16 protein-coding genes and 1 riboswitch are annotated in these 19,601 nt (G+C 68.4%); of the genes, 7 read left to right on the top strand and 9 right to left on the bottom strand.

The annotated features are described in order from the left end of the window. Nucleotides 1-408: calcium-binding protein (locus tag VFV67_RS23915; protein WP_414636161.1), on the bottom strand; the 408-nt coding region annotated here is incomplete at its 3' end. Between the two features lie 3,041 nt (nt 409-3,449). Between VFV67_RS23915 and VFV67_RS23910 the strand changes: the two genes are divergently transcribed. Then, on the top strand, nt 3,450-3,635 hold the full coding sequence (locus tag VFV67_RS23910) for a hypothetical protein (protein ID WP_326472860.1): 186 nt from the start codon (nt 3,450-3,452) through the stop codon (nt 3,633-3,635). Between the two features lie 1,056 nt (nt 3,636-4,691). On the opposite strand, the gene VFV67_RS23905 is transcribed toward VFV67_RS23910, so the two are convergent. After that, entirely contained in the window at nt 4,692-5,276 is a 585-nt protein-coding gene (locus VFV67_RS23905; RefSeq protein WP_326472859.1) for a hypothetical protein, read from the bottom strand. 726 nt (nt 5,277-6,002) lie between these two features. Between VFV67_RS23905 and VFV67_RS23900 the strand changes: the two genes are divergently transcribed. Continuing rightward, nucleotides 6,003-6,191, top strand: coding sequence for a hypothetical protein (locus tag VFV67_RS23900; RefSeq protein ID WP_326472858.1), 189 nt, complete (start codon nt 6,003-6,005; stop codon nt 6,189-6,191). A gap of 4 nt (nt 6,192-6,195) precedes the next feature. Here the strand turns inward: VFV67_RS23900 and VFV67_RS23895 are convergent, their stop codons facing one another. From VFV67_RS23895 to VFV67_RS23875, 5 genes are all read right to left on the bottom strand, one after another. Beyond that, nucleotides 6,196-6,963, bottom strand: a complete 768-nt coding sequence (locus VFV67_RS23895; protein ID WP_326472864.1) for an ABC transporter ATP-binding protein — start codon at nt 6,961-6,963, stop codon at nt 6,196-6,198. Further along, the gene (locus VFV67_RS23890; RefSeq protein ID WP_326472863.1) at nt 6,960-7,814 is read right to left on the bottom strand and encodes an ABC transporter permease; all 855 of its coding nucleotides are present in this window, start codon (nt 7,812-7,814) and stop codon (nt 6,960-6,962) included. The genes VFV67_RS23895 and VFV67_RS23890 overlap by 4 nt, the downstream gene beginning before the upstream one ends. A 5-nt stretch (nt 7,815-7,819) precedes the next feature. Beyond that, nucleotides 7,820-8,821, bottom strand: a complete 1,002-nt coding sequence (locus VFV67_RS23885; protein ID WP_326472857.1) for an ABC transporter substrate-binding protein — start codon at nt 8,819-8,821, stop codon at nt 7,820-7,822. After that, entirely contained in the window at nt 8,818-9,942 is a 1,125-nt protein-coding gene (locus tag VFV67_RS23880) for an agmatinase family protein (protein ID WP_326472856.1), read from the bottom strand. Before VFV67_RS23880 ends, VFV67_RS23885 begins: the two co-directional genes overlap by 4 nt. Nucleotides 9,943-9,989: 47 nt before the next feature. Next, nucleotides 9,990-10,090: riboswitch (guanidine-I (ykkC/yxkD leader) on the bottom strand. 339 nt (nt 10,091-10,429) lie between these two features. Continuing rightward, nucleotides 10,430-10,681, bottom strand: a complete 252-nt coding sequence (locus tag VFV67_RS23875) for a hypothetical protein (RefSeq protein WP_326472855.1) — start codon at nt 10,679-10,681, stop codon at nt 10,430-10,432. A gap of 136 nt (nt 10,682-10,817) precedes the next feature. On the opposite strand from VFV67_RS23875, the gene VFV67_RS23870 reads away from it, so the two are divergent. The 3 genes from VFV67_RS23870 to VFV67_RS23860 all read left to right on the top strand — a co-directional run bounded on the left by VFV67_RS23870 (nt 10,818) and on the right by VFV67_RS23860 (nt 14,200). Continuing rightward, nucleotides 10,818-11,108: a tannase/feruloyl esterase family alpha/beta hydrolase gene (locus VFV67_RS23870; protein ID WP_326472854.1), complete on the top strand. Its 291-nt coding sequence runs from the start codon at nt 10,818-10,820 to the stop codon at nt 11,106-11,108. Between the two features lie 42 nt (nt 11,109-11,150). Next, nucleotides 11,151-12,785, top strand: a complete 1,635-nt coding sequence (locus VFV67_RS23865; RefSeq protein ID WP_326472853.1) for a long-chain fatty acid--CoA ligase — start codon at nt 11,151-11,153, stop codon at nt 12,783-12,785. Nucleotides 12,786-13,789: 1,004 nt separating this feature from the next. Further along, nucleotides 13,790-14,200, top strand: coding sequence for a RidA family protein (locus VFV67_RS23860; protein WP_326472852.1), 411 nt, complete (start codon nt 13,790-13,792; stop codon nt 14,198-14,200). A 72-nt stretch (nt 14,201-14,272) separates the two neighbouring features. On the opposite strand, the gene VFV67_RS23855 is transcribed toward VFV67_RS23860, so the two are convergent. Further along, nucleotides 14,273-15,106 carry an endonuclease/exonuclease/phosphatase family protein gene (locus VFV67_RS23855; RefSeq protein ID WP_326472851.1) on the bottom strand — a complete coding sequence of 278 codons (834 nt, stop codon included), beginning with the start codon at nt 15,104-15,106 and terminating at the stop codon, nt 14,273-14,275. Between the two features lie 614 nt (nt 15,107-15,720). Between VFV67_RS23855 and VFV67_RS23850 the strand changes: the two genes are divergently transcribed. Both VFV67_RS23850 and VFV67_RS23845 read left to right on the top strand, forming a co-directional pair. Continuing rightward, nucleotides 15,721-17,943, top strand: coding sequence for a LuxR C-terminal-related transcriptional regulator (locus tag VFV67_RS23850; protein ID WP_326472850.1), 2,223 nt, complete (start codon nt 15,721-15,723; stop codon nt 17,941-17,943). A gap of 193 nt (nt 17,944-18,136) precedes the next feature. Continuing rightward, nucleotides 18,137-18,838 carry a hypothetical protein gene (locus VFV67_RS23845; protein WP_326472849.1) on the top strand — a complete coding sequence of 234 codons (702 nt, stop codon included), beginning with the start codon at nt 18,137-18,139 and terminating at the stop codon, nt 18,836-18,838. A 125-nt stretch (nt 18,839-18,963) separates the two neighbouring features. Here VFV67_RS23845 and VFV67_RS23840 read toward each other — a convergent pair whose 3' ends face one another. After that, nucleotides 18,964-19,482, bottom strand: a complete 519-nt coding sequence (locus VFV67_RS23840; protein WP_326472848.1) for a DUF429 domain-containing protein — start codon at nt 19,480-19,482, stop codon at nt 18,964-18,966. Nucleotides 19,483-19,601: the final 119 nt, after the last annotated feature.

Below are 19,601 nucleotides of genomic sequence, written 5' to 3'. Positions count from 1 at the left end.
GTCCTGGCTGCCGTCGTTGGAGGCGCCGACGAGGATGTCATTGCCGGCGCTGCCGGAGATGGTGTCGATGCCCAGCCCGCCGGTGAGGGTGTCGGCGCCGGTGCCGCCGGTGAGGGTGTCGTTGCCGTCGCCGCCGTTGATCGTGTCGTCGAAGTCCGAGCCGGTGATCGTGTCGTTTCCACCGTTGCCGTTGATGGTCTTGGCGGGGTTGGTGCCGCCGCAGTCGATCGTGTCGTTGCCGGGGCTTCCGGTCACGACCGTATCGGTCTGGGTCACGCCGGGACCCACAACGCAGTTGACCGCGGCGGACGCGGTCAGCGGGGCCAGTGCCCACATGAGGGGGACCGCAAGGGTTGCGGCCATGGTGACGACGATCCCCCGGCGGATCTGTTGATGGTGAATCCTCACAGTGTCTGCTCCTTTGGAGTCGCACCGAATCCTCGGAAAGTCCGACGGGTGCGTCCACTACGGAGCAGACCACGGCGCGTGCGGCGGTGACGATGGTCCACCACGTCTCGATCGAGACGGATTCACACTCAACACTGCCGGGGCGGCTAGACCGGTCGTCCGTCGGGGTAGGACCACCGAGACCTCCGCTCGGAGCCGATGATGGCGGCGGCGACGGGATGGTCGGTCTCAGCGTGGTAGGTGCCGACTGCGCAGGGGGCACGACCCGCCGGCCGGCCACGCCGGACGAGGGTCGTGCCGATCGAGCCCTGATGCCTAGATGGGAAGCAAGGCGCTGACCGCACCGACAATGCCGAACACGGTGCCGGTGACGATGCCGACGACTGAGTCGATCAGACCGCCGATGATGACGATACCCATGATTACGTGCTCCTATACCTATTGGGTGGAACATCAATTGTGGGGTTGTGCGTGTGGCTGGTTACACCCGCGCGGTGGCCGGCCGATATTGACTGGCCCAGAGCTCCCTAACCTGAAGTTCCGCGGGCCACCCCCGCCGGCCGGTGCGTCCTAATGGAGGCCTCAGGGTCTAGGTGCTAAATGGGGAGCAGGGGGAGGAGGACGGCGCTGGCGGCGCTGGTGATGGCCACTACCGCGCCGTTGACGATGCCGAGAACGGAGTCGATCAGACCGCCGATGATGACGATTCCCATGAGGTGCTCCTTCATAGTGGATAGGACATTGTTGTGGAATGTGCGCACGGGTGCGCTGTCACCGGTGAGGTGGTCAGCCGGCGCCCTTGCGGCACTGCCGGGACGCTGCCGACCACCGCGGCGCCGCCACTGACCAGCGCGGTATTGCCGGCGATGAGCATCGGCAGGCCGGTGGCGGTCAACATGCTCGCACGCCGTGGTAGATGCCGCCACCGCTGAGGCCGCAGTGTTGTGCGTTACCGGGCACGATGCGTATGCCACCATTGTTCGAAGCGACTTGAGAGTTTCATATACGTAAAAGGACCTCGGCTCGTGGTCAGTGTCCGCGATCATCACGCGGACATGTCACGCCGCCGGGGTCCAGGGCAACAATTGTGCAGCCTACCCCGCGGAAGAGTTGACAGATACTTCAGTCCCCCGCACGGGGGGTATCCGCTGGCCTGCCCAGCGGAGTTAAAGACGCACCCGATGAGGAACCCCCTCAGGTTCGATGTGCTGTTTGTCCCCCGCGCCTGAGTGGTGCCCAAATGTGATGCTCCCGAAGGCGATGATGGTCGGCCTACCCGTCTCCGGAACTCCTTGATCGTCAGCCACTCAACCCCCAATCGTCCTGCTGAGGAACACAACTGCGATAGCACAACGCCGCACCAAGTAGCACCCCGCGGACAGCACATACTCCAAAGACGAGGTGGTCAGGTGCCCTGGAGAAGTCGCGCGGCAGAGCCAACCGATCCGCACGGCACCGACCCTCGGTAGGACGGCGAAGATGGCGCGCACGCCGGCGTCAAGCGGCGCCGTACCGCGGCCGGCGGGCCGACCCGGTCGCCGTGAGCTCGGGGCAGCACTGGATGGTCGTTTCGGGACGCCGGGGCCCTCATGAGGGCGAACAGCGGTGGAGGTGGTCTTAACAATGTCCGATCGGGACTGATGGGCACGCCCCCCACTGCCTGCCGGTACGGCCGAGCCACTGTCCTTAATGGACAATGCCGGCATGGTAGCCGCCCATGCTCTTGCTCGGGTCGAGGTCGCCGAAGAAGTCGCGATCGAATCGGCGATCGAGCAGGGCGGCGAGTGGCGACCAGCCGGATGACCACTTCTCGCCACCTGCCCTCGGGCCCGCCCACCGTACGCGACCACGATATGTCCCGCTAGGACCGAACGAGAGGTGACATCGCCTGGCGGCTGGGTGGCGAGTTCCTGTGGCCTGCCACCGCTGGCCGGATCGCCCGCCGCCGGACGGAGAACGACGGATGCATCCGTCAGGTAGGCCAACGCCGGGGGTCGTGCCCCACTACCGCCACTACATACCGTCAGTTACACAGCCGATCGCGGACCGTGACGTCCAGCCGACGGTGGAGCAGTTCCTCGCCGATGCCAACACGCCACGGCCTCCACGGACGCCACCCCACGCCCAGCCAAATGATCCTGATTGGCCGCCGCAAATACACCGAGATCTGGCCGACCGGGTTACGAACCATTCGCACCGAGGCCCACGACCACAATCACCCAGATGATGGACCGAGTCGGGCCAGACCCGCGTGCTGCTGTCGGCGACGCCTGAAAGTTCGCGCGCCGTTGACAGCTGCGGATGACCACCGCACCGCGGCATCCAAACTGCCGTGGCCAACAGCGCCCGCCCCGTCCTGCAAACCTGGCGGAACGGGTCGACGGACATCGGCGCCTTAACGGTGCGGGAAAGACAATCTCCCTTAGTACCGCGAAATCCTGCAAAGCGTTGGCCAGGCCCGCCACCCCTTACCACCGCGGTTCACCACACTGGTTGCGGGCAGGTGCCGCGGTCGGGCTGCATGTCTGCGGGCTGCTTGCACGGCCGCCCGCCGCACCGCGTGTAGTGCGGCGGCCGAGCCGTCGACAACAGTCATCACGGGGCGGTCGCCGCCATGTCGGGCCAATGGTCCCGCCACGCACGGGCAGGCCGGATCAAATCCTCCGTGACCAAACACCGCTGGCCTTTTGAAGTGCCGCGGGCATTGAGTCACAAGGACGGGGACCTACGGCACTGGCGCATGCCGACCCGCTCGTGGAGACTGAATTCGTCGGCCCGACAAATATCGCGAGTTCCAACGAACCGCGTCGAGGTCGGGAATCAGGTGCCAGATGACGGTGCGGAGCTGAATGGAAGCCCGAGCTGGCCGAGGGCGGGCAAACGACGAGGCGACTCGTGCTGCGGAAGGAAACGCTATGAGCATACTTACCGGCACCGAGCCAGCCCACTGGCACGACAGTACCGGCGAACACCTCTTGTACGATCCGCGCGAACGGGCATGGTGGAATCCCCGCCGTGCGAAGCCAGCGGAGCTTGCCTACGTGAGACATCTAACCGCGCACGAGCTGGCGGGGTCCCGCGGCCGCCGGGCAACGGACAGTCCCGAGATCGCCGAACTGCTCGACCGAATCGACAGGTATCGACATCTGATCGGCGCCCTCGAAGCGAAGATCGACGCACTGCGCCTGCCCAGCCCAGAGCCGCCACTCGCGCGCCGCCCGGCGTAACCTTCGTGAAACCTGGCCGCCTGATTGCCGCTTCCACTGCTGCCAATGAGAGACCGGCATCGAACGGCAGGGGCTGTCGAGCGGATGCCCTAGCGTCGTGAGTCGTTAATTCAGGGCGATCTGTCGCCGACGGATTGACCCAGAGAGCGTAATGTGTTTCGACCGGACCGGCGGTAAATTCGCCGGTGGCGGCCTGCTCCCAGCACCACCTGAGGTGAGCGGGCCGCGTCATTGGAACAGATCATGCCCGGCGCAAATACTTACGCCAGCGCGACCAGGGCTTTGCGAGCCGGGCAGTTCGGTGGCCGGCCGCTGTAGTCGAGCAGGCTCAACGCCGTGTCGAGAACATTTGGTGCGGTCTAACCCGTTCAGTCGGCTGCCCGCTCCGCTCCCGAGGACCTGTTCCGGGTCACGCAGATCGACACACCCACCATCGGATACGACGACGTTCTGGTGCGGGTACACGCGGCCAGCATGGAACCGAGGCACCTGGCACACCATGTCCGGCCTGCCCTACCCGATCCGGCTCGCCGGCTTCGGACCGCGCCGCCCGAAGTACGCCAGCCCGGGCCGGAACCTGGCCGGAACGGAGATTCGCCGGCGTCGGGGCGAGCTTGCCGGTTCGAGCGACCGCGTACTGCGCGAAGGTGTTGGTGGACATCTCCTTCGAGCAGGCTGCCGCCGTTCCGGTCTCAGGGCGTTTCTTCGCGATCCTGATCATCGGGCGCTATCCGCGTCCGAGCCCGCTGTGCGGGTCGTATAGGCCAAGGCACGTTCTATGCAGGCTAATTTCATGAGCCTGCGGCATGGGTGAGATCCGGGACGACTACCGTGGATCGATTCGGCGGCGCCACCCTCGGAAAGGGCCGGGGGTGGCGCACTTACGGGTACCTGCGGTGGCCTGGCAAAGATGGTTGTAGCCACCTACTACGGGTCAACTATCGCACCCGCCGGCGGCACCATTCAGCGCGGATGCGTAAGGAGCTGACTCGATCTTATGAATGCCGCGTCGAGAAATCGCCGTGGGGCCGTACCTGTCTTTCCGCGGCAGGGCGATCAGACCTTGCCGAGGTAGTAGATGTTGTCCGTGATGAACCCCGGCGACACCTGCACCGTGAGGTCCACCGAGTCAGCCGGCACTGAGAACACCACCGCGTACTTCGTTGACGCGCCCGGCAGGACGTCAGCCGTCGGCAGGTCGATACCGGTGTCGAAGATCTTCTCCACCTGCCGGCCGTTGGCGGTTGCCTGCACGTTGATCTCGAACGGGTTCATCGGTTTGGCCGTCTTGTTGGTGAAGGAGAACTCGAACCGCACCGCCCGCACGATCGGCTCACCCGCGAACGCGGCCGACGAGGGCTTGAACGGTGCCGGCACGGACAGCGCCACGACGTAGCTGTCCTTCTCGACCTGCTGACCGAACGCCAACTGCGAATTGGCGGGCCCAGGTTGGGCTGCCGCTCCCGGGCCGGGGTCGGTCACGGTCCCGGTGTCCTTGTTCGCGTTGCTGGCCACAGCGATGACCACGACGACCGCGGCGAGCACACCGAGCACCCACAGCCACTTCTTCCTCCGTTTGGTTGGTGGCGGTGCGGGCACGGGCTGGTAGGTGGGTGCGGTGGATGGTGTGGGCTGCGACATGACACTCCCGACTGATTTGTCCCCCACTAGGACTAACGACCACGCACCTGTATGAGTTACATCGACAGCGATATTCACCCGTTTAGCCCGCTGCCATACACCTATCGGGGTCGGCTCAGCGAGCTGCTGACCCGACCGGGTCGCGAGGCTCCTGTTCGCGATGGGCTTCGTGCGTGTTGACCAGGTGACCTACTGGGCGTAAGCGGGCCCTAGCGGGTGGTCGGGCACCCCGCGCGTGCTCCTATGCTGCGTCCTGCAAGGGCATGCTTGGACGCGCTGCCCGATCACCCCACACTGGCCAAGGCAACCGGGACGCGCATGACCTGACTCCCACCGGCCACCCGCCGCACCGCTGCCGGTCGCGGCGCGGTGGGTGCTCCGTGGGTGCTCGGCGGCGGCGTTGCTAGCCGACATGGTGCGGTATGCGCTGACACGAGCGCTTGTCGCTGGGCTGCGGAAACGGCACGGGGCGACACGCGGTGATAAAGGTCGACACAGTGCCGGGCCGGCTCTTAACCAGCGGTTTCGGGGTTCGAGTCCCTGGCGGCGCACGCTTCTGGATCGACGCCCACCAGCAGGTTTCCGAGATCATCGGGATCTTGCTGGTGGGCGTTGTCGATCTGTGAGTCCCGGATGTGGCCAACGTGGGACCAGCTTGCTCGATCTCGTGTTCGTGCTGGTCTGGCCTCCTGCTTTGCGGATTGTCTTGCGGCGTTTGGGTTTGGCGTGGCCTGGTCGTTGCCAGCGGTCCCGGCCGGCGCGGCGGATGAGTTCGGCGGCGTGGTTGGCCAGGCAGGGCAGCATGCTGGTGTAGGTGTCGGCGGTGAGCACGTGTTCGTCAAGGCCGTCATCGGCGCCACCGGCGGATTGAAATTCGTTCGTCTCGACGACATGATCACCAAGTGCTATTGGTGATCTTTCACTCGTTGTGGTGGTGAGTGCGTACCAGGTCCTCCACCTCGGCGCGCAGGCCGAGGAACACCGGGTCTCGTTTGACTGCCAGGTCGCGGTCGTCGGGCAACGGTACGGGCAGGTCGGCAACCACCCGGCCGGGGTCGCAGGCGAGCACGACCACGCGCTGGCCGAGGAACACCGCCTCCTCCACGTCGTGGGTGACCATGAGCACGGTGGTGCCGGTGTCGCGCCACACCCGCCGCACGAACAGTTGCATGTCCTCCTTGGTCTGCACGTCCAGCGCGCCGAACGGTTCGTCGAGGAGGAGCACCTCCGGTTCACCTGCCAACGCCCTGGCGATGGCCACCCGCTGCCGCTGACCGCCGGAGAGCTGCCGTGGCAGGGCGTGCCGCAGTCGCTCCAGCCCGGTCTCCGCGAGGTACCAGTCGACCCGCTTACGCCGCTCGGGCCGCCCGATCGGCAGCAGCTCGAGTCCGAACGCGACATTGCGCTCCACCGTGCGCCACGGGTAGACCGCACCGGACTGGAACACCAGGCCGCGGTCGGGACCCGGGCCGGTCACCGGCCGCCCGGCCAGCCGGATCGTGCCGTAGGAGGGCCGGTCCAGTCCGGCGATCAGCGCCAGCAACGTAGACTTGCCCGACCCGCTGGCCCCGACCACGCAGACGAACTCACCGCGGGACACCTCCAGGTCGATGCCGTCCAAGGCGAGCACCTCGCCACCGCGCCGGGCGAAGCGCCGGCCCACCCCGGACAGGCAGAGCATGGTCATGTCCACCGGCCCACCCGATCCCGCAGCATCCGCAGCAGCAGGTCGATCGCCAGGCCGATCAGGGCGATCACCATCAGCACGGCGAAGATCCGGTCGATCTGGTTGAACCGTTGCGCCCGGACGATGCGGTAGCCCAGCCCGGACTCCGAGGCGATCAGCTCGGCCACCACGACGAAGTTCCACGCCGCCGCGGCATTGACCCGGATCGCATCGATCATGCCCGGCAGCGCGTGCGGCACGACCACTTTGCGCAGCACCTCGCCCCGGCGCGCGCCGAGCGTGTAGGACACGTCGATCAGCTCGCCGGGCACCAGTCGCACCACGTCCGCGGTCATCAGCGTGTTGAAGAAGACCGTGCCGATGAACAGCAGAGCCACCTTGGACGGCTCACCGAGCCCGAGCCAGATGATCAGCAGTGGGATGAACGCGCTGGCCGGAAGGTAGCGCAGCAGACCGATCACCGGCTCCAGCCCGGCGGCCACCGCCCGGAACGAACCCATGGCCAGGCCCAGCGGCACCGAGACGAGCACGGCGAGCCCGAAGCCGCGCAGCACCCGGTTGACCGTGGCCCAGATGTCGGTACCGAGCTGACCGGACACCGCCAGGTCCACGCCGGCCCGCACGGCCTGCCCCGGCGACGGCAGGAAGTCCGGTCGCCCGTCGATGAGCAGGCTCGCCACCTGCCACAGGCCGAGCGTCACTGCGACGGACAGGACCATCAGCACCCACCGGGCCGGCCGCGGAATGGGCGCCCGGATGGCCAGCAGCCGGGGCCTGCGGCGCGCCGGTGGGCGGCGCGGCAGCTTCGGCCAGCTCTCCCGCCCGTCCGCCGCGGTCGGCTGCCGCGACATGACCGTCACGACGCGGCCACCGCCCGGACGAACCGTGATTCCAGCAGCCCGTCCAGCGGCGGCATGGTGTCCACCAGCTTCGCCTCGACAAGGAACTCGGCGATCGAGCGGGCCTGGTGGTCAAGATTTGCCGGCGTGTCACCGGATTCGAACGCGGCCAGGTTCTGCTCCCGGCTGAAGATCGTGGTGCCGGCGTCGTAGCCGCGGTAGTCGGCCGCGCTCACCCCGGCTCGCTTGGCCATGATGTCCATTGCCTTGTCCGGGTTGACTTCGATCCAGGCCAGCGTGTCGAACCAGGTCTGCACGACCGCCTGGACGGTGTCGCCGTGGTCACGGACGAACCCGGCGTCGAACACCAGGTGGTCGGGGATCGCGCCGGGGAAGTCGGCCGACGTGGCGATCGCCTTGCTGCCCGGCAGTTGCAGCGCGGTGCTGGTGAACGGCGCGAACACGCCGACGGCGTCCACCTGCCCGGCCACGAACGCCGCCGCGGCCGCGTCGGTCAGCAGCGGCTTGAGCTCGATGTCGGACTGGGTCAACCCGGCCTTCTCCAGCGCGAGCAGCAATAGGTAGTGATCCACGGTGCCCTGCTCGACGGCGACCCGCTTGCCCTTCAGATCCGCAACGGCGTTGATCCCGGGCGCGGCGATGATCTGGTCGTTGCCGGTGGAGTTGTCGTTGACCAGCACGATGGTCTGCTGCGCGCCGCCGCTGACGGAGGACAGCGTGTCGTTGAGGGTCTGGCTGTTGGCGGTGAGGTTGCCGGTGGACAGCGCGGTCAGGCTGTCGGTGTAGCTGTCGAAGTACTTCAGTTCGACGTCCAGGCCGTGCTTGGTGAACAGGCCCTGCTCGGCCGCGACCTGCCAGGGAAACCAGCCGGGCCAGGCGCTGAACCCGATGGTGATCCGGCCCGGGCCGGCTGCCGGTTCGCCGCCGCTGGAGCAGCCGGCCGCGAGCACGGCCAGCGGGAGTATGGCGGTCAGGGCGAGTACGCGTCGACGGATCATTCGGCCCTCCTTCGTGGCAGGTGTCCCGCCCGGACCAGGCAGCCGAGCGTGTCGCAGATGACTCTGGTGGCGATCAGCGAGGTGATCTCGGCGTTGTCGTAGGGCGGCGAGCACTCGACGACCTCGATGCCGGCCAGCGGACGCTCGGCGACGAGCTGGATGAACTTCAGCACCTCGCGGGGCAGGAATCCGCCGGGCTCCGGCCAGCCGGTCCCCGGCACGAACGCCGCGTCGAGGCAGTCCACGTCGAAGGAGAGCCACACGGCTTCGGCGCCGTCCCAGGCCACCTCGAGCGCCCGCGCGGCGGCGGCCTCGATTCCCATGTCCACGCAGTCGGTCACGGTCATGATCGTGGTACCGCGCTCCCGACCGACCTTGACGCCGGGGCGTGGTGCCTGCCAACCGCCGATGCCGATCTGCACCAGGTTCTTGGGCGGCACGTTGGGGATGTCGGTGGCGTGGAACCAGGGCGTGGTATGCATCCGCTCGTCCAGATCGGTCTCCTGGGTGTCGACGTGCCGGTCGAAGTGGATGATGCCGAGGTTGCCAGGCAGGTGCTCGGCCACGCCGCGCACGGTCGGGTAACCGATGGAGTGGTCCCCGCCGAGCACCACCGGAAACGCGCCGCTGGCGTAGACGTGGCTGACCGCCTTGGAGATCTGGTCGAAGGTCTTCTCGATGTTGGCCGGAATGGTGAACACGTCGCCGAGATCGGCAATGGTGATCGACTCACGCAAGTCGACGCCGAGCTCGAAGCTGTACGGCCCGTACAGCGCGGAGATCTTGCGGATGCCCTGCGGACCGAACCGGGTTCCGGAGCGGTAGGTGGTGCCGCCGTCGAACGGCGCACCGAGCACCGCGACGTCGAACTCGCCACACTGGCGCACATCTTCCAGGTAGGTCGCCTTGAGAAAGGTGTTGATCCCGGCGAAGTGCGGCAACTCACCACGGGAGAACGTTGGGATCCTTCTGTCCACAATAGACTCGGCGGCGGGCAGCCCCAACTCGATACCGCGGGCGACCTCGCGCTCCCAGGCCGTGCTGGGCAGTTCGGCTTCGCGAGCGACCGCGTATCGGGCCTCAGGACCGTAGCGGTCGTGCAGGTGATCGGGATCGGCCATGCGTCCTCCGTCGCTGGCCGGCTGCCGGGAGCAGCCGGACATCGGCGCTCTCCCGGGCTTTTATCCCGCCGTGGAGCGACCCGGCCGGGCCGCCTGCGCCTCTCGGACCAGCCGGCCTGCCGGCCGCGGAACCCTAGGCGCGCCTCACCTGTGGCAAGTCACAAGCAGTAGAGCGCCCGCACATGTCAGGCATGTATCGCACCGGTTTCATGCCGGTTTAGAGAGCCAGGCACCGCCCAGCTGACAAGCTGACATCGGCAGGGACCCGCACGGCGGTTTGGACCGCGTGGTGATGATCCGGCGCGGAAGGAGCCGGCATGGAGGCCCGGGACTGTTCACCGGCAGCGACGATGCGCATGACGAGCTGGTGATGCTGGTAGGTGACTCGGTGACGAGTCCGAGTTTCGGGGACGCTGATCATTTACTAGGCGGCCACGGCCTGAAATCGCTGGTGCCGGCCGCGCATGGGACCACGAGACATGGAGCGTCACTTTTCAAGGTCCGGGGCCGCATCAAGACGTTGATCCGTGCACAGCGGCGGACGGGTAACCGGAATCAATGTCAGCCGTGCGGTCCAGATTGCCAGTTGTGGCCGCTCCCCCGTCGCCCGCCACAAGGCCACCCGCGCCTCGATCCACACCACCGCCCGCGGCCGCCGCCCGTTGGGCAACTCCACCCAATGCGCCGGATTCTGCCTCAACAGTCCACGCCGGATCGCGGCATTGAGCGCTGCCGTCAACGCTTCCCCGGATGCGGTGCGATGTCGTCGGCGCCAACGGCCGACCCCGCGCCGATGTGGTGCGCAGCAGCGCGGTGAACATGGCCTGCACTATGCCGATCGTCAACTCTCGTGGTGCCGACCGAGGCGGCGAGGAATGTGGATCTGGCGGCCCGGGTCCGGCGCGGATTTCGGAACCTGGGCCCACAAGCCCGCTCCCCGGCCACGGCACCCGAACCACGCGAACTTCGGCACGCCGGCGTTCGCCGCCGGCTGGGACTCGCTCTCGGCGCTCGAGCGCTGGGTCGAGAGTGGACAGTCGCCGGCGAACCAGGTCGTGGCCGACGTGAACCACAACCGAACCCGTCCACTGTGCGAGTTCCCTGGCTGGCCAAGGTATCGCGCTGGCGATCCGGACAACGCCTCAAGCTTCGTCTGCACGCGCTGATGTCCGGACAAGTCGGTGAAGAGAGGTCGGATGCTCGGCTTGATGCAAGACCGTCCGCTGTCCCTGCCGCACGTCTTCCGACGGGTCGAACGCTACTTCGGGCACAAGACGGTGGTGTCCGGCCGCGTCGGCGGGGAGACGACCATGACCTGGGCCGAGGTGTGCGCACGGGTACGGCGCCTGGCCGCCGCCCTCGACGAGCTCGGCGTACCGACCGACGCTCGGGTGGGTACCTTCGCGTGGAACAGCCACCGTCACGCCGAGCTGTACCTGGCGGTGCCCTGCACCGGGCGGGTGCTGCACACCGTCAACCACCGGCTCTTCGGCGAGCAGATCACCTACATCGTCAACGACGCCGCCGATGATGTGCTGTTCATCGACCGCTCGATCCTGCCCACCATCTGGCCCCTGGTCGACACCTTCACCACCGTGCGCGCGGTGGTGGTCATGGACGACGGCAGCGACGCCGAGATCCCCGACGACGCCCGCATCGTCGGCTACGAAGACCTCCTCGCCCGGGTCGGGGACACCGGACGGGAGTTCACCGTCGCCGACGAGAACACCGCCGCCGCGCTGTGCTACACCTCCGGCACCACGGGCAACCCCAAAGGTGTGCTCTACAGTCACCGCTCCATGGTTCTGCACGCCAGCCTGTTGCTGATGGTCGACACCTTCGGCATCAACGAACGCGACGTGGTCATGCCGATCGTGCCGATGTTCCACGTCAACGCCTGGGGTCTGCCCTACGGCGCCATGCTCTGCGGGGCCGACCTCGTGCTCCCCGGACCGGCGATGACCCCACCGGAGCTGGCGGGAATGCTCGCCCGCCACAAGGTCACCTTCGGCGCCGCGGTCGCCACCATCTGGCGCGGGCTGCTGCCCTTGCTCGACCAGCACGACCTGTCCGCCGTGCGCCAGATCGTGTCCGGCGGTGGCGCGGTCGACGAGGCGCTCACCCGCGCCTACCAGGACGCCATCGGCCTGCCGCTGACCAACGCCTGGGGCATGACCGAAACCAGCCCGGTGGTCACCACCTCCCGCGTCGGCACCGCGCACGACCGGTACACACACGAGCAGCAGCGCGCGCTGCTGGGCACGCCCGGACCGGCCATCCCTCTCACCGAGATCCGCATCGTCGGCGACGACGGGCGCGAGGCACCCTGGGATGGCCGCACGCCCGGCGAGCTGCAAGTCAGCGGCCCCACCATCGCCGCCAGCTACTTCGGGCCGCGACCCGGCGTGGACGCGTGCACCGACGACGGATGGCTGCGCACCGGTGACGTGGCCACCGTCGACCATCTCGGCTACGTACGCATCGTCGACCGCACCAAGGACCTCGTGAAGTCGGGAGGTGAATGGATCTCCTCGGTCGAGCTGGAGAACGCCATCATGGACGACCCCGATGTCGCCGAAGCCGCCGTCATCGGCGTCCCCGACCCCAAATGGGGCGAACGACCCGTGGCCTACGTCGTCGCCCGCCCCGGGGCCACGCCGACCGCCGAGACCGTGCGCGATCACCTCCGCACCCGCGTGGCCTCCTGGTGGCTGCCGGACCAGGTGTTCTTCCTCGACGAGATCCCCCAGACCGCCACCGGAAAGTTCTCCAAACAACGACTCCGGTCCCTCTACAGCACCGAAAACCGGCAATCCGCACAGCACGAGAGCCCAACGCCATGACAATCGGCCCGGCCGGTCCGCTCTCTTAACCAGCGGGTTCGGGGTTCGAGTCCTGGCGGTTACCACGTCTGGATCGACGCCCACCAGCAGGTTTCCGAGATCATGGAGATCTTGCTGGTGGGCCGCACCTCGCGCTCGTGCTGGTCCGGCACCGTACCGGCTGCGAATTTCCTTGCGGCGCTTGGGTTTAGTGTGTCCCGGCCAGTGCCAGCGGTCGCGGCCGGCGCGGCGGATGAGTTCGGCGGTGGCTTCGGCGGCTTGGTGGGCCAGGCAGGGCAACACGCTGGTGTAGGTGTCGGCGGGTGATCAGCCCGCGCCGATCGCACCGCCCCGCGCGGCCCGCAGCACTTCCCGAATCCGCTGCAGCGTGGCCGGGACAGCGGATGCGTGCGGGTGGCGTTGCTCCGCAACAGCGCGGTGTACACGTCCTGGGCCTTCCCTACGGTCAGGTCCCGCAACGCCACGCTGCCCAGCCGGGGTTTGAGGTAGTCGCGGATGAGTTGGGTGTAGATCCGGTGGGTCGCCGGCCGCAGCGTCTGCCCTCGTCCGGATTGACACACCCATACCGCTTATACGAACCACGGCTATACGTCACAACACCTCCGACTTCGTCCGCCCAGCATCGTCTGCACACGACGTCAGCGTCCACAGTCGACCGTCGGATGCGAACTGGTCGACGCCGGTCACTCATACGGGTGACACTCCGAGCATCAGTTTGCGTCGCAGTCAGTCCTCGGAAGGCTTTCCGGCAAGTCCGCGCGATCATCACTGAGGTGACGGCCTGGCCATCGACGTCGCAATGTTTGGCAGGCCGACACATGCTGCGCCAGCACCAGATCCTCCGCGACCGCGCCCCACGCCAGGCCAACCTCGCCCGGCCTACCGGCGGGCATTGACAAGGCCCCCATGAGCCATCGCATCGCGACGTCCGCTCATGCCGATGTGCGAGCGTTGCGTGGTCAAATCGCGTGTGGATTGCGGTGTCGCCGGGCATGCTTGTCTACATGCGCTCGAAGATCACTCGTGTCAATCCTGATCAACTGCACACGCCACCTGGATACCACCACATCACCGTCGTCGAGGCTGGTCGGATGGCCTTCCTGGCCGGCCAATGCCCGATCGACACGGCGGGCGCCCTAGTCGGCGAAAGCGACATCGACGCCCAGATCGACCAGGTCATTGCGAATGCGATGATCGCGCTCGGCGCGGTCGGGGCTGGGCCGAGTGACGTCGTGCGCACGGTGGTCTACGTGGTCAGTAATGACGGGTCTGTGCTAGGCGCGGCGTGGGAACGGCTGACGCAGTCGCCTCTCGGGTCGGCTTTCACCACTGCGAGCACATTGCTGGGGGTCGCACAACTCGGGTTCCGTGGCCAACTGATCGAGGTCGACTTCACAGCAGCGTTGCCAGGATGACAGGAACGCACTCATCTGCCGCGATGCGCGCGTTTGGATTGGCTACCTCCGCGCAGGTCGCGGGATTAACGGTCACTGGGGGCTTCGCGGGAGGTCCGGTGTCACGTCGAGATCGGCTGTCACGCCGACGTGGTCGCTGAGCCACACGTGGTCGACCGGTTGGTCGGCGAAGAGCTGTGCGGTGGTGATGCGGGCTTGTGTGGTGGGGTGGGCGTGCCAGGAGCCGACGAAGATGTAGTCGATGCGGCGCCGGTGGCCGGGTTGGCCGATAGCGAGGTCGATCTGGGCGGCGGCCAGAGGGTTGTCGGTCGACCAGGTGTGTCCGGGTCCGTCGCCGGCCACCGCCCAGGCGTCGTGGTAGTGCACGCTGTGCCCGTCGAGTGACTGCAGCCCGGACAGGAACCGGATGCCGGCGGTGTCCGGTGCGGCGTTGAAGTCGCCGGCGATGATCGTCGGCAGCGCTCGGCGGTGCCGCTGGTCCAGGTCGGCGATCTCGAGCACCTGGCGTTCCCGGGCGGCGGCGGCGTCGAGCTGCCACGGGGTGCAGGGCGTGATCAGCAGCGCCTGGCCGAGGTCGGCCACGGTCAACTCGACCGCCAGGGTCCACCAGCGCCGGCCCTGGACGGTGTCGAGCACCCGATGCGGCCAGCGGGTGGCCACCGCCATGCCGCCGAACCGGTCGGCCAGCGTCGATTTGTGGGTCAGCACCGCGGCTTCGTGGGTGGTGTGGGCCAGCCCGGTGCCGGCGGTCAGCTCGGCCAACTGGTCGCGCCGGTCCGGATAGCAGACCTCCTGCAACACCACGACATCCGGGTCCAAGTCGCGCAGCGCCCGGTTCAGCAGCCCGGTCCGCCGCGGGTCGCCCTCGTCGTTCTGCACGTTGATCGTCGCCACTCTTACCCGCACAACCGCCAGTGTGGCCGACGACATCGACAGTGTCTCAGCCCGATACGGCAACGGGCCGGTTCACCACGCGCAGCGCGCCTACTATGCCCGAAGCACTCGACCTGCTCGACCGCACGCCCAGTCGCAGGGAGTACTGATACCGCCGGTGATCTATTCGATGAGTGTGTCGCTGAACGGGGCTCATCACAGGGCCGGGTGGCGACATCGGCTGGAGCTTCCACCGGGCCCTCAACCCAAGTCGATCAAGCGCGAGGTGAGAGGTCCGCAGTAGCGGACGCCAAGCGCCACGGGCGGCAGGACCCGAGCAACTTTGGGCAGTTGCCGATTGGCGCTCGCCGGCTCACGCACTCTCTTGCCGATGAGTGGATGTCCGGCATCAGGCGCGCTGTCGTCCTTTTCCGGGAGCTGTTCATGACGTTGGCGTGTCGGCCCGTGCCAGTTGCGGCTTCTTTGTCCTGTCCGCTTGAACTTGTCGGCGGACCAGGCCGCGGACCTGCGGCTCGCCAAGTAGGTGCGGACGCGGGCCGGAGAAGTTGTCCGGACCTGGTTGGCGGAGTCGGTGGTGGCGGGTTCGGGCGAGGGCTCGGTACATCGTGGAGCGGTACTCTCGCCGGATGGCACCATCGACGGCGGCTGGCACGGTGATGGTGACTCGTGTCGTGCCGCCGGTCGCGCCGGCCCGTTACGTGGTCCGCGAGCACCTGCTCGGACCACTGCGCGTCGCCGTCGAGGACCCGCGGGTCGCTCTGGTGCTGCTCAGCGCTGCGGCCGGCGCGGGCAAGACGACCCTGCTGGGCGCGCTCGCCGACGAGTTCGGCTACCGGCGCGACCAGGATGTCGCGTGGCTGCAGGTCGACGCCGTCGACAGTGACCCGTCACGGTTCTGGTCCGGCGTCGCTGCGGCCGTCGACCGCGTCCGGGCGGGCGTCGCCGAGGTCGTCGCGGGCGCCGCCCGGGCCACCGGCGGTGCCGGCGAGGCAACGGTTCCGGTGCTGGTGAACCTGCTCGACGCCGGATCGCCTCTGTTGATCGTGCTCGACGACCTCCACCTGGTCGACAGCCCAACCGTGCACAACGGACTGACCCTGCTCCTGGACCGGCTGCCGCCGCAGGTCACCGTCGCCATCGGCAGCCGGACCGACCCGCCGCTGCGCCTGGGCCGGCTCCGTGTCCGGGGTCGGATGATCGAGCTCCGCACAGACGACCTGCAGTTTCATGTCGCCGAGGCGGCCGCCATGCTCGGCACCGCGCACGGCCTGGACACCGCTCAGATCGAGCAGGTGTGCCGACGCACCGAGGGGTGGGCCGCCGGCCTGGTACTGGCCGGCCTGTCGTTGCGACGCAGCGACGACACGCAGACCTTCGTCGACTCCTTCGGCGGTGCCGACGGCCTGGTCGCCGACTACCTCGCCGACGAGCTGCTCGACAGCCTCGCCGAACACGACCGTGACACCCTGCTCGCCAGCTGCGTGGTCGACCGGCTCTGCGGGCCGCTCGTCGACCACCTCACCGGACGCGACGACGGGACGCGGTGGCTGGTCCGGCTCGCCGCCGCCAACCAGCTGCTGCGGCCCCTGGACAGCACCGGCACCTGGTACCGACACCACCAGCTCGTGCTCGACCTGCTGCGGGCCGAGGCCACCCGCTCGCTGCCCGACCGGCTGCCTGACCTGCATCGCCGGGCCGCGACCTGGTTCGGCGAGCACGGCGAGCCCGAACCGGCCGTGCGGCACCTGGTCCTGGCGGGCGACCGGCTGCAGGCCGCCGCCGTCCTGGCCGCGGGTCTGGGCTGGCGACTGATCGCCACCGGCGCCGCCGACACGCTGCACCGCATGCTGGCAGAGGTCGGCGACGCCGCCGATTCCGTCACGGGATGCGTGCTCCAAGCGGGCTGGTGCGCGTTGCTGCGTAACGAGATCGACCTCGCCCAGCAACGCCTGACCCGCGCCCGCGCGATGCGCGAGGACGACAACCGCGCCTGGGACCCACTCTACGACGCCCTGGAGATCAACATCGCGCTGTTCCGGGGCACCGTCGCCGCCGCCCTCGATGCGGCGCTGCCCGTGCTCGCCGCCGACCGGCTGAGCGAGCTGATGTCGCCGATGGCCACCTCCGTCGGAATGGCGCTGGCCTGGGCGGGCCGGCTGGCCGACGCCCGGTGCACCCTCGAGATCGCCCGGCAGCGGGCCGCGGTCGATGCGGCCGCCACGGTCGAGGTCCTCGCCTGGATTTACCTCGCCCTGGCCGAGGCCGAGGTCGGAACGCGGATCGCCGCCCACGATGCCGCCGACCGCGCGATCGAGTCCGCCCGGCAGCGCGGTCTGGCCGGCTATCACCGGCTCGCCATGGCCCACGCCGTCCGGGCCGCCACCGCCACCGACCCGGCCGCGGTGGCGAGCGACGTCGACCGCGCGCTGGAGCTGGCCCGCCGACCGCTCGGCGCGCTCGACGCCGGGTACGTGTATGCCGTCGCCGCCGACGTCCGCTTGACCGCAGGCGCGCCCGACGGTGCCGATCTGCTGCAGCACGCGCAGGAGATCGCCGACCGCTGTCCCGACCCTGGCGTGCTCGGCTCGCGGCTACGCCGGATCCGCGACCGGCACCGCCTGCCCCAGTCCCGCCCTACCAGCACGCCCGGGCCGGTCGAGCCGCTGACCGACCGGGAACTCGCCGTGCTGCGCCTGCTGCCTGGTCAGCTGTCCCAGCGGCAGATCGCCGCCGAACTGTTCGTCTCGCTCAACACGGTCAAGACCCACAGCCGCGGCATCTTCCGCAAGCTGGCCGCACGGGACCGGCGCCACGCCGTGCAATGCGCCCGCGAGCTGGGCCTGCTGTAGGTCCGCTTCTCGTGTTCTGACCCGGTCGGGCTTCACCCGGGTGAAGTGAGCGTCCGGGTGAAGCCGGCGCGACGGTCCCGGTGCAGCGTGGCTCGGGAAACACTCGCCGACCAATAGGACGTCAATCATGAGCAAGACCGCCAGCAGCGACGGTCGTGGCCCGACGGCCAGACGACGAGCGAGAGGAGTCGGGATGAGCGTGGAAGGGGCAACCAGGCAGAACGCCCGCAGTTGGTTCGTTCGAGGCCGGCTCGTCGGTGCCGCGGCGATCGCGTTCGCGGTGTCGGTGGTGATAGAGAACGCGGTGTACAGCTTCCCGGCCGCGCCGACCTTCGACGCTCCGATCGAGGAAGTGCTGGCCTACTACGCGGCCAACCGCGACTCGGTCGCGATCGCGACCGGTGTGGTGGCCCTGAGCTTGCCGCTGCTGCTTGTGTTCGTGTCGGGCCTGCACGGCCTCGTGCAGCGGCGCGGCGGAGCGGGCGCCGACTGGTCGCGCCTCACCTTGGCCGCTGGCGCGACGCTGTCGGCCATCTTCGCGCTGGTCAACGTCCTGCAGATCGGGCTCGCGCTCTCCGCCGGCGGGCTCACCGAGCCGACGCCCGCGTTCGAGCTCGTCTGGCGGGCTCACGCGGCGGCGTTCGCGCTGGCGCTGCCAGCGCTCGGCACCACCTTCATCGGCGCGGCCCTCGCCGCGCACGCGAGCGGGCTGACTCCGGCTTGGCAGCTCCTGCTGGGCCTGGTGGGCGGAAGCCTGCTGCTCGCCGCGGGGCTCGGCAACCTCGCGATCGCCGACGGCTCGCCGCTGCTCTTCGTCGGGCTCGCAGGGTTCGCCGCCTGGCTCGTCTGGCTGCTCGCGACCGGCGTGCGGCTCGTCCGTAGCGACGTCGATTGACCGTCCGCAGACACGAACCGACTCACGACCAGAGGAGCAACGAATAACGACCGGGGTGAAGGCAGCCCCGATCGCAGCGGCACTGGGGACGTTCAGAACAGGGTGGACGCATCGGCAACGCACTCTCATGCCGCTGGTCGCGTGGTGGGTCGGCTCCAGATCGCGCAGGGCAGGCCGTCGCTGAATACCTGGGGTGGGTTGGGCAGGGGTCGGGCCTGGCCGTTGGCGACGCGCCGGGCTGTCCAGGCGCACACGGCGGCGTCGAGAACATCATCGACACCGGCCTGTCGCCCGGTGTCGCCGAGATCGCTGTCCAGGGCGATGCCGGCGGTGGCCAGGAGTCGGTGCCGCAACTGTGCGCCGGCCCAGGTGTTGTTGCGCGCGGTGAGTGGGGTACCGGCGAGGCGGGCGAAACTGACCTCGGGGTGGACCTCCACGACCCGGCACGGGGCCTGGCCGATCCACCGGTCCACCTGTCGGAGCTTGGCGCGCAATCCGAATGCCTGGATGGCGATGCCCGCACCGGTCACTGGCGGTTGTGCGCGCTGGCCGTGGTGATCGGCGACGTCGAGCGCGGCGCGGACCGGAGTCATGAACACCGACGACCACAATGCGCCGATCGCCTTTCTGGCCAGCAGGACCACCCGGAACTCCGCACGATCGCGGCCGGCTGACCCGACTTCCGGGCTGTCGACCGAACGGCGTTGCTGATCGGTTGGTGTCGATGACCTACCGCAGCGCCGCGGTGACCCGGTGTACCGGC

It is taken from the genome of Actinophytocola sp., from assembly GCF_035762905.1.
Taxonomy (GTDB): domain Bacteria; phylum Actinomycetota; class Actinomycetes; order Mycobacteriales; family Pseudonocardiaceae; genus DASYTH01.
The sequence above is the reverse complement of the archived record's forward strand: the minus strand, read 5'-3'. Positions and strand labels throughout refer to the sequence as shown.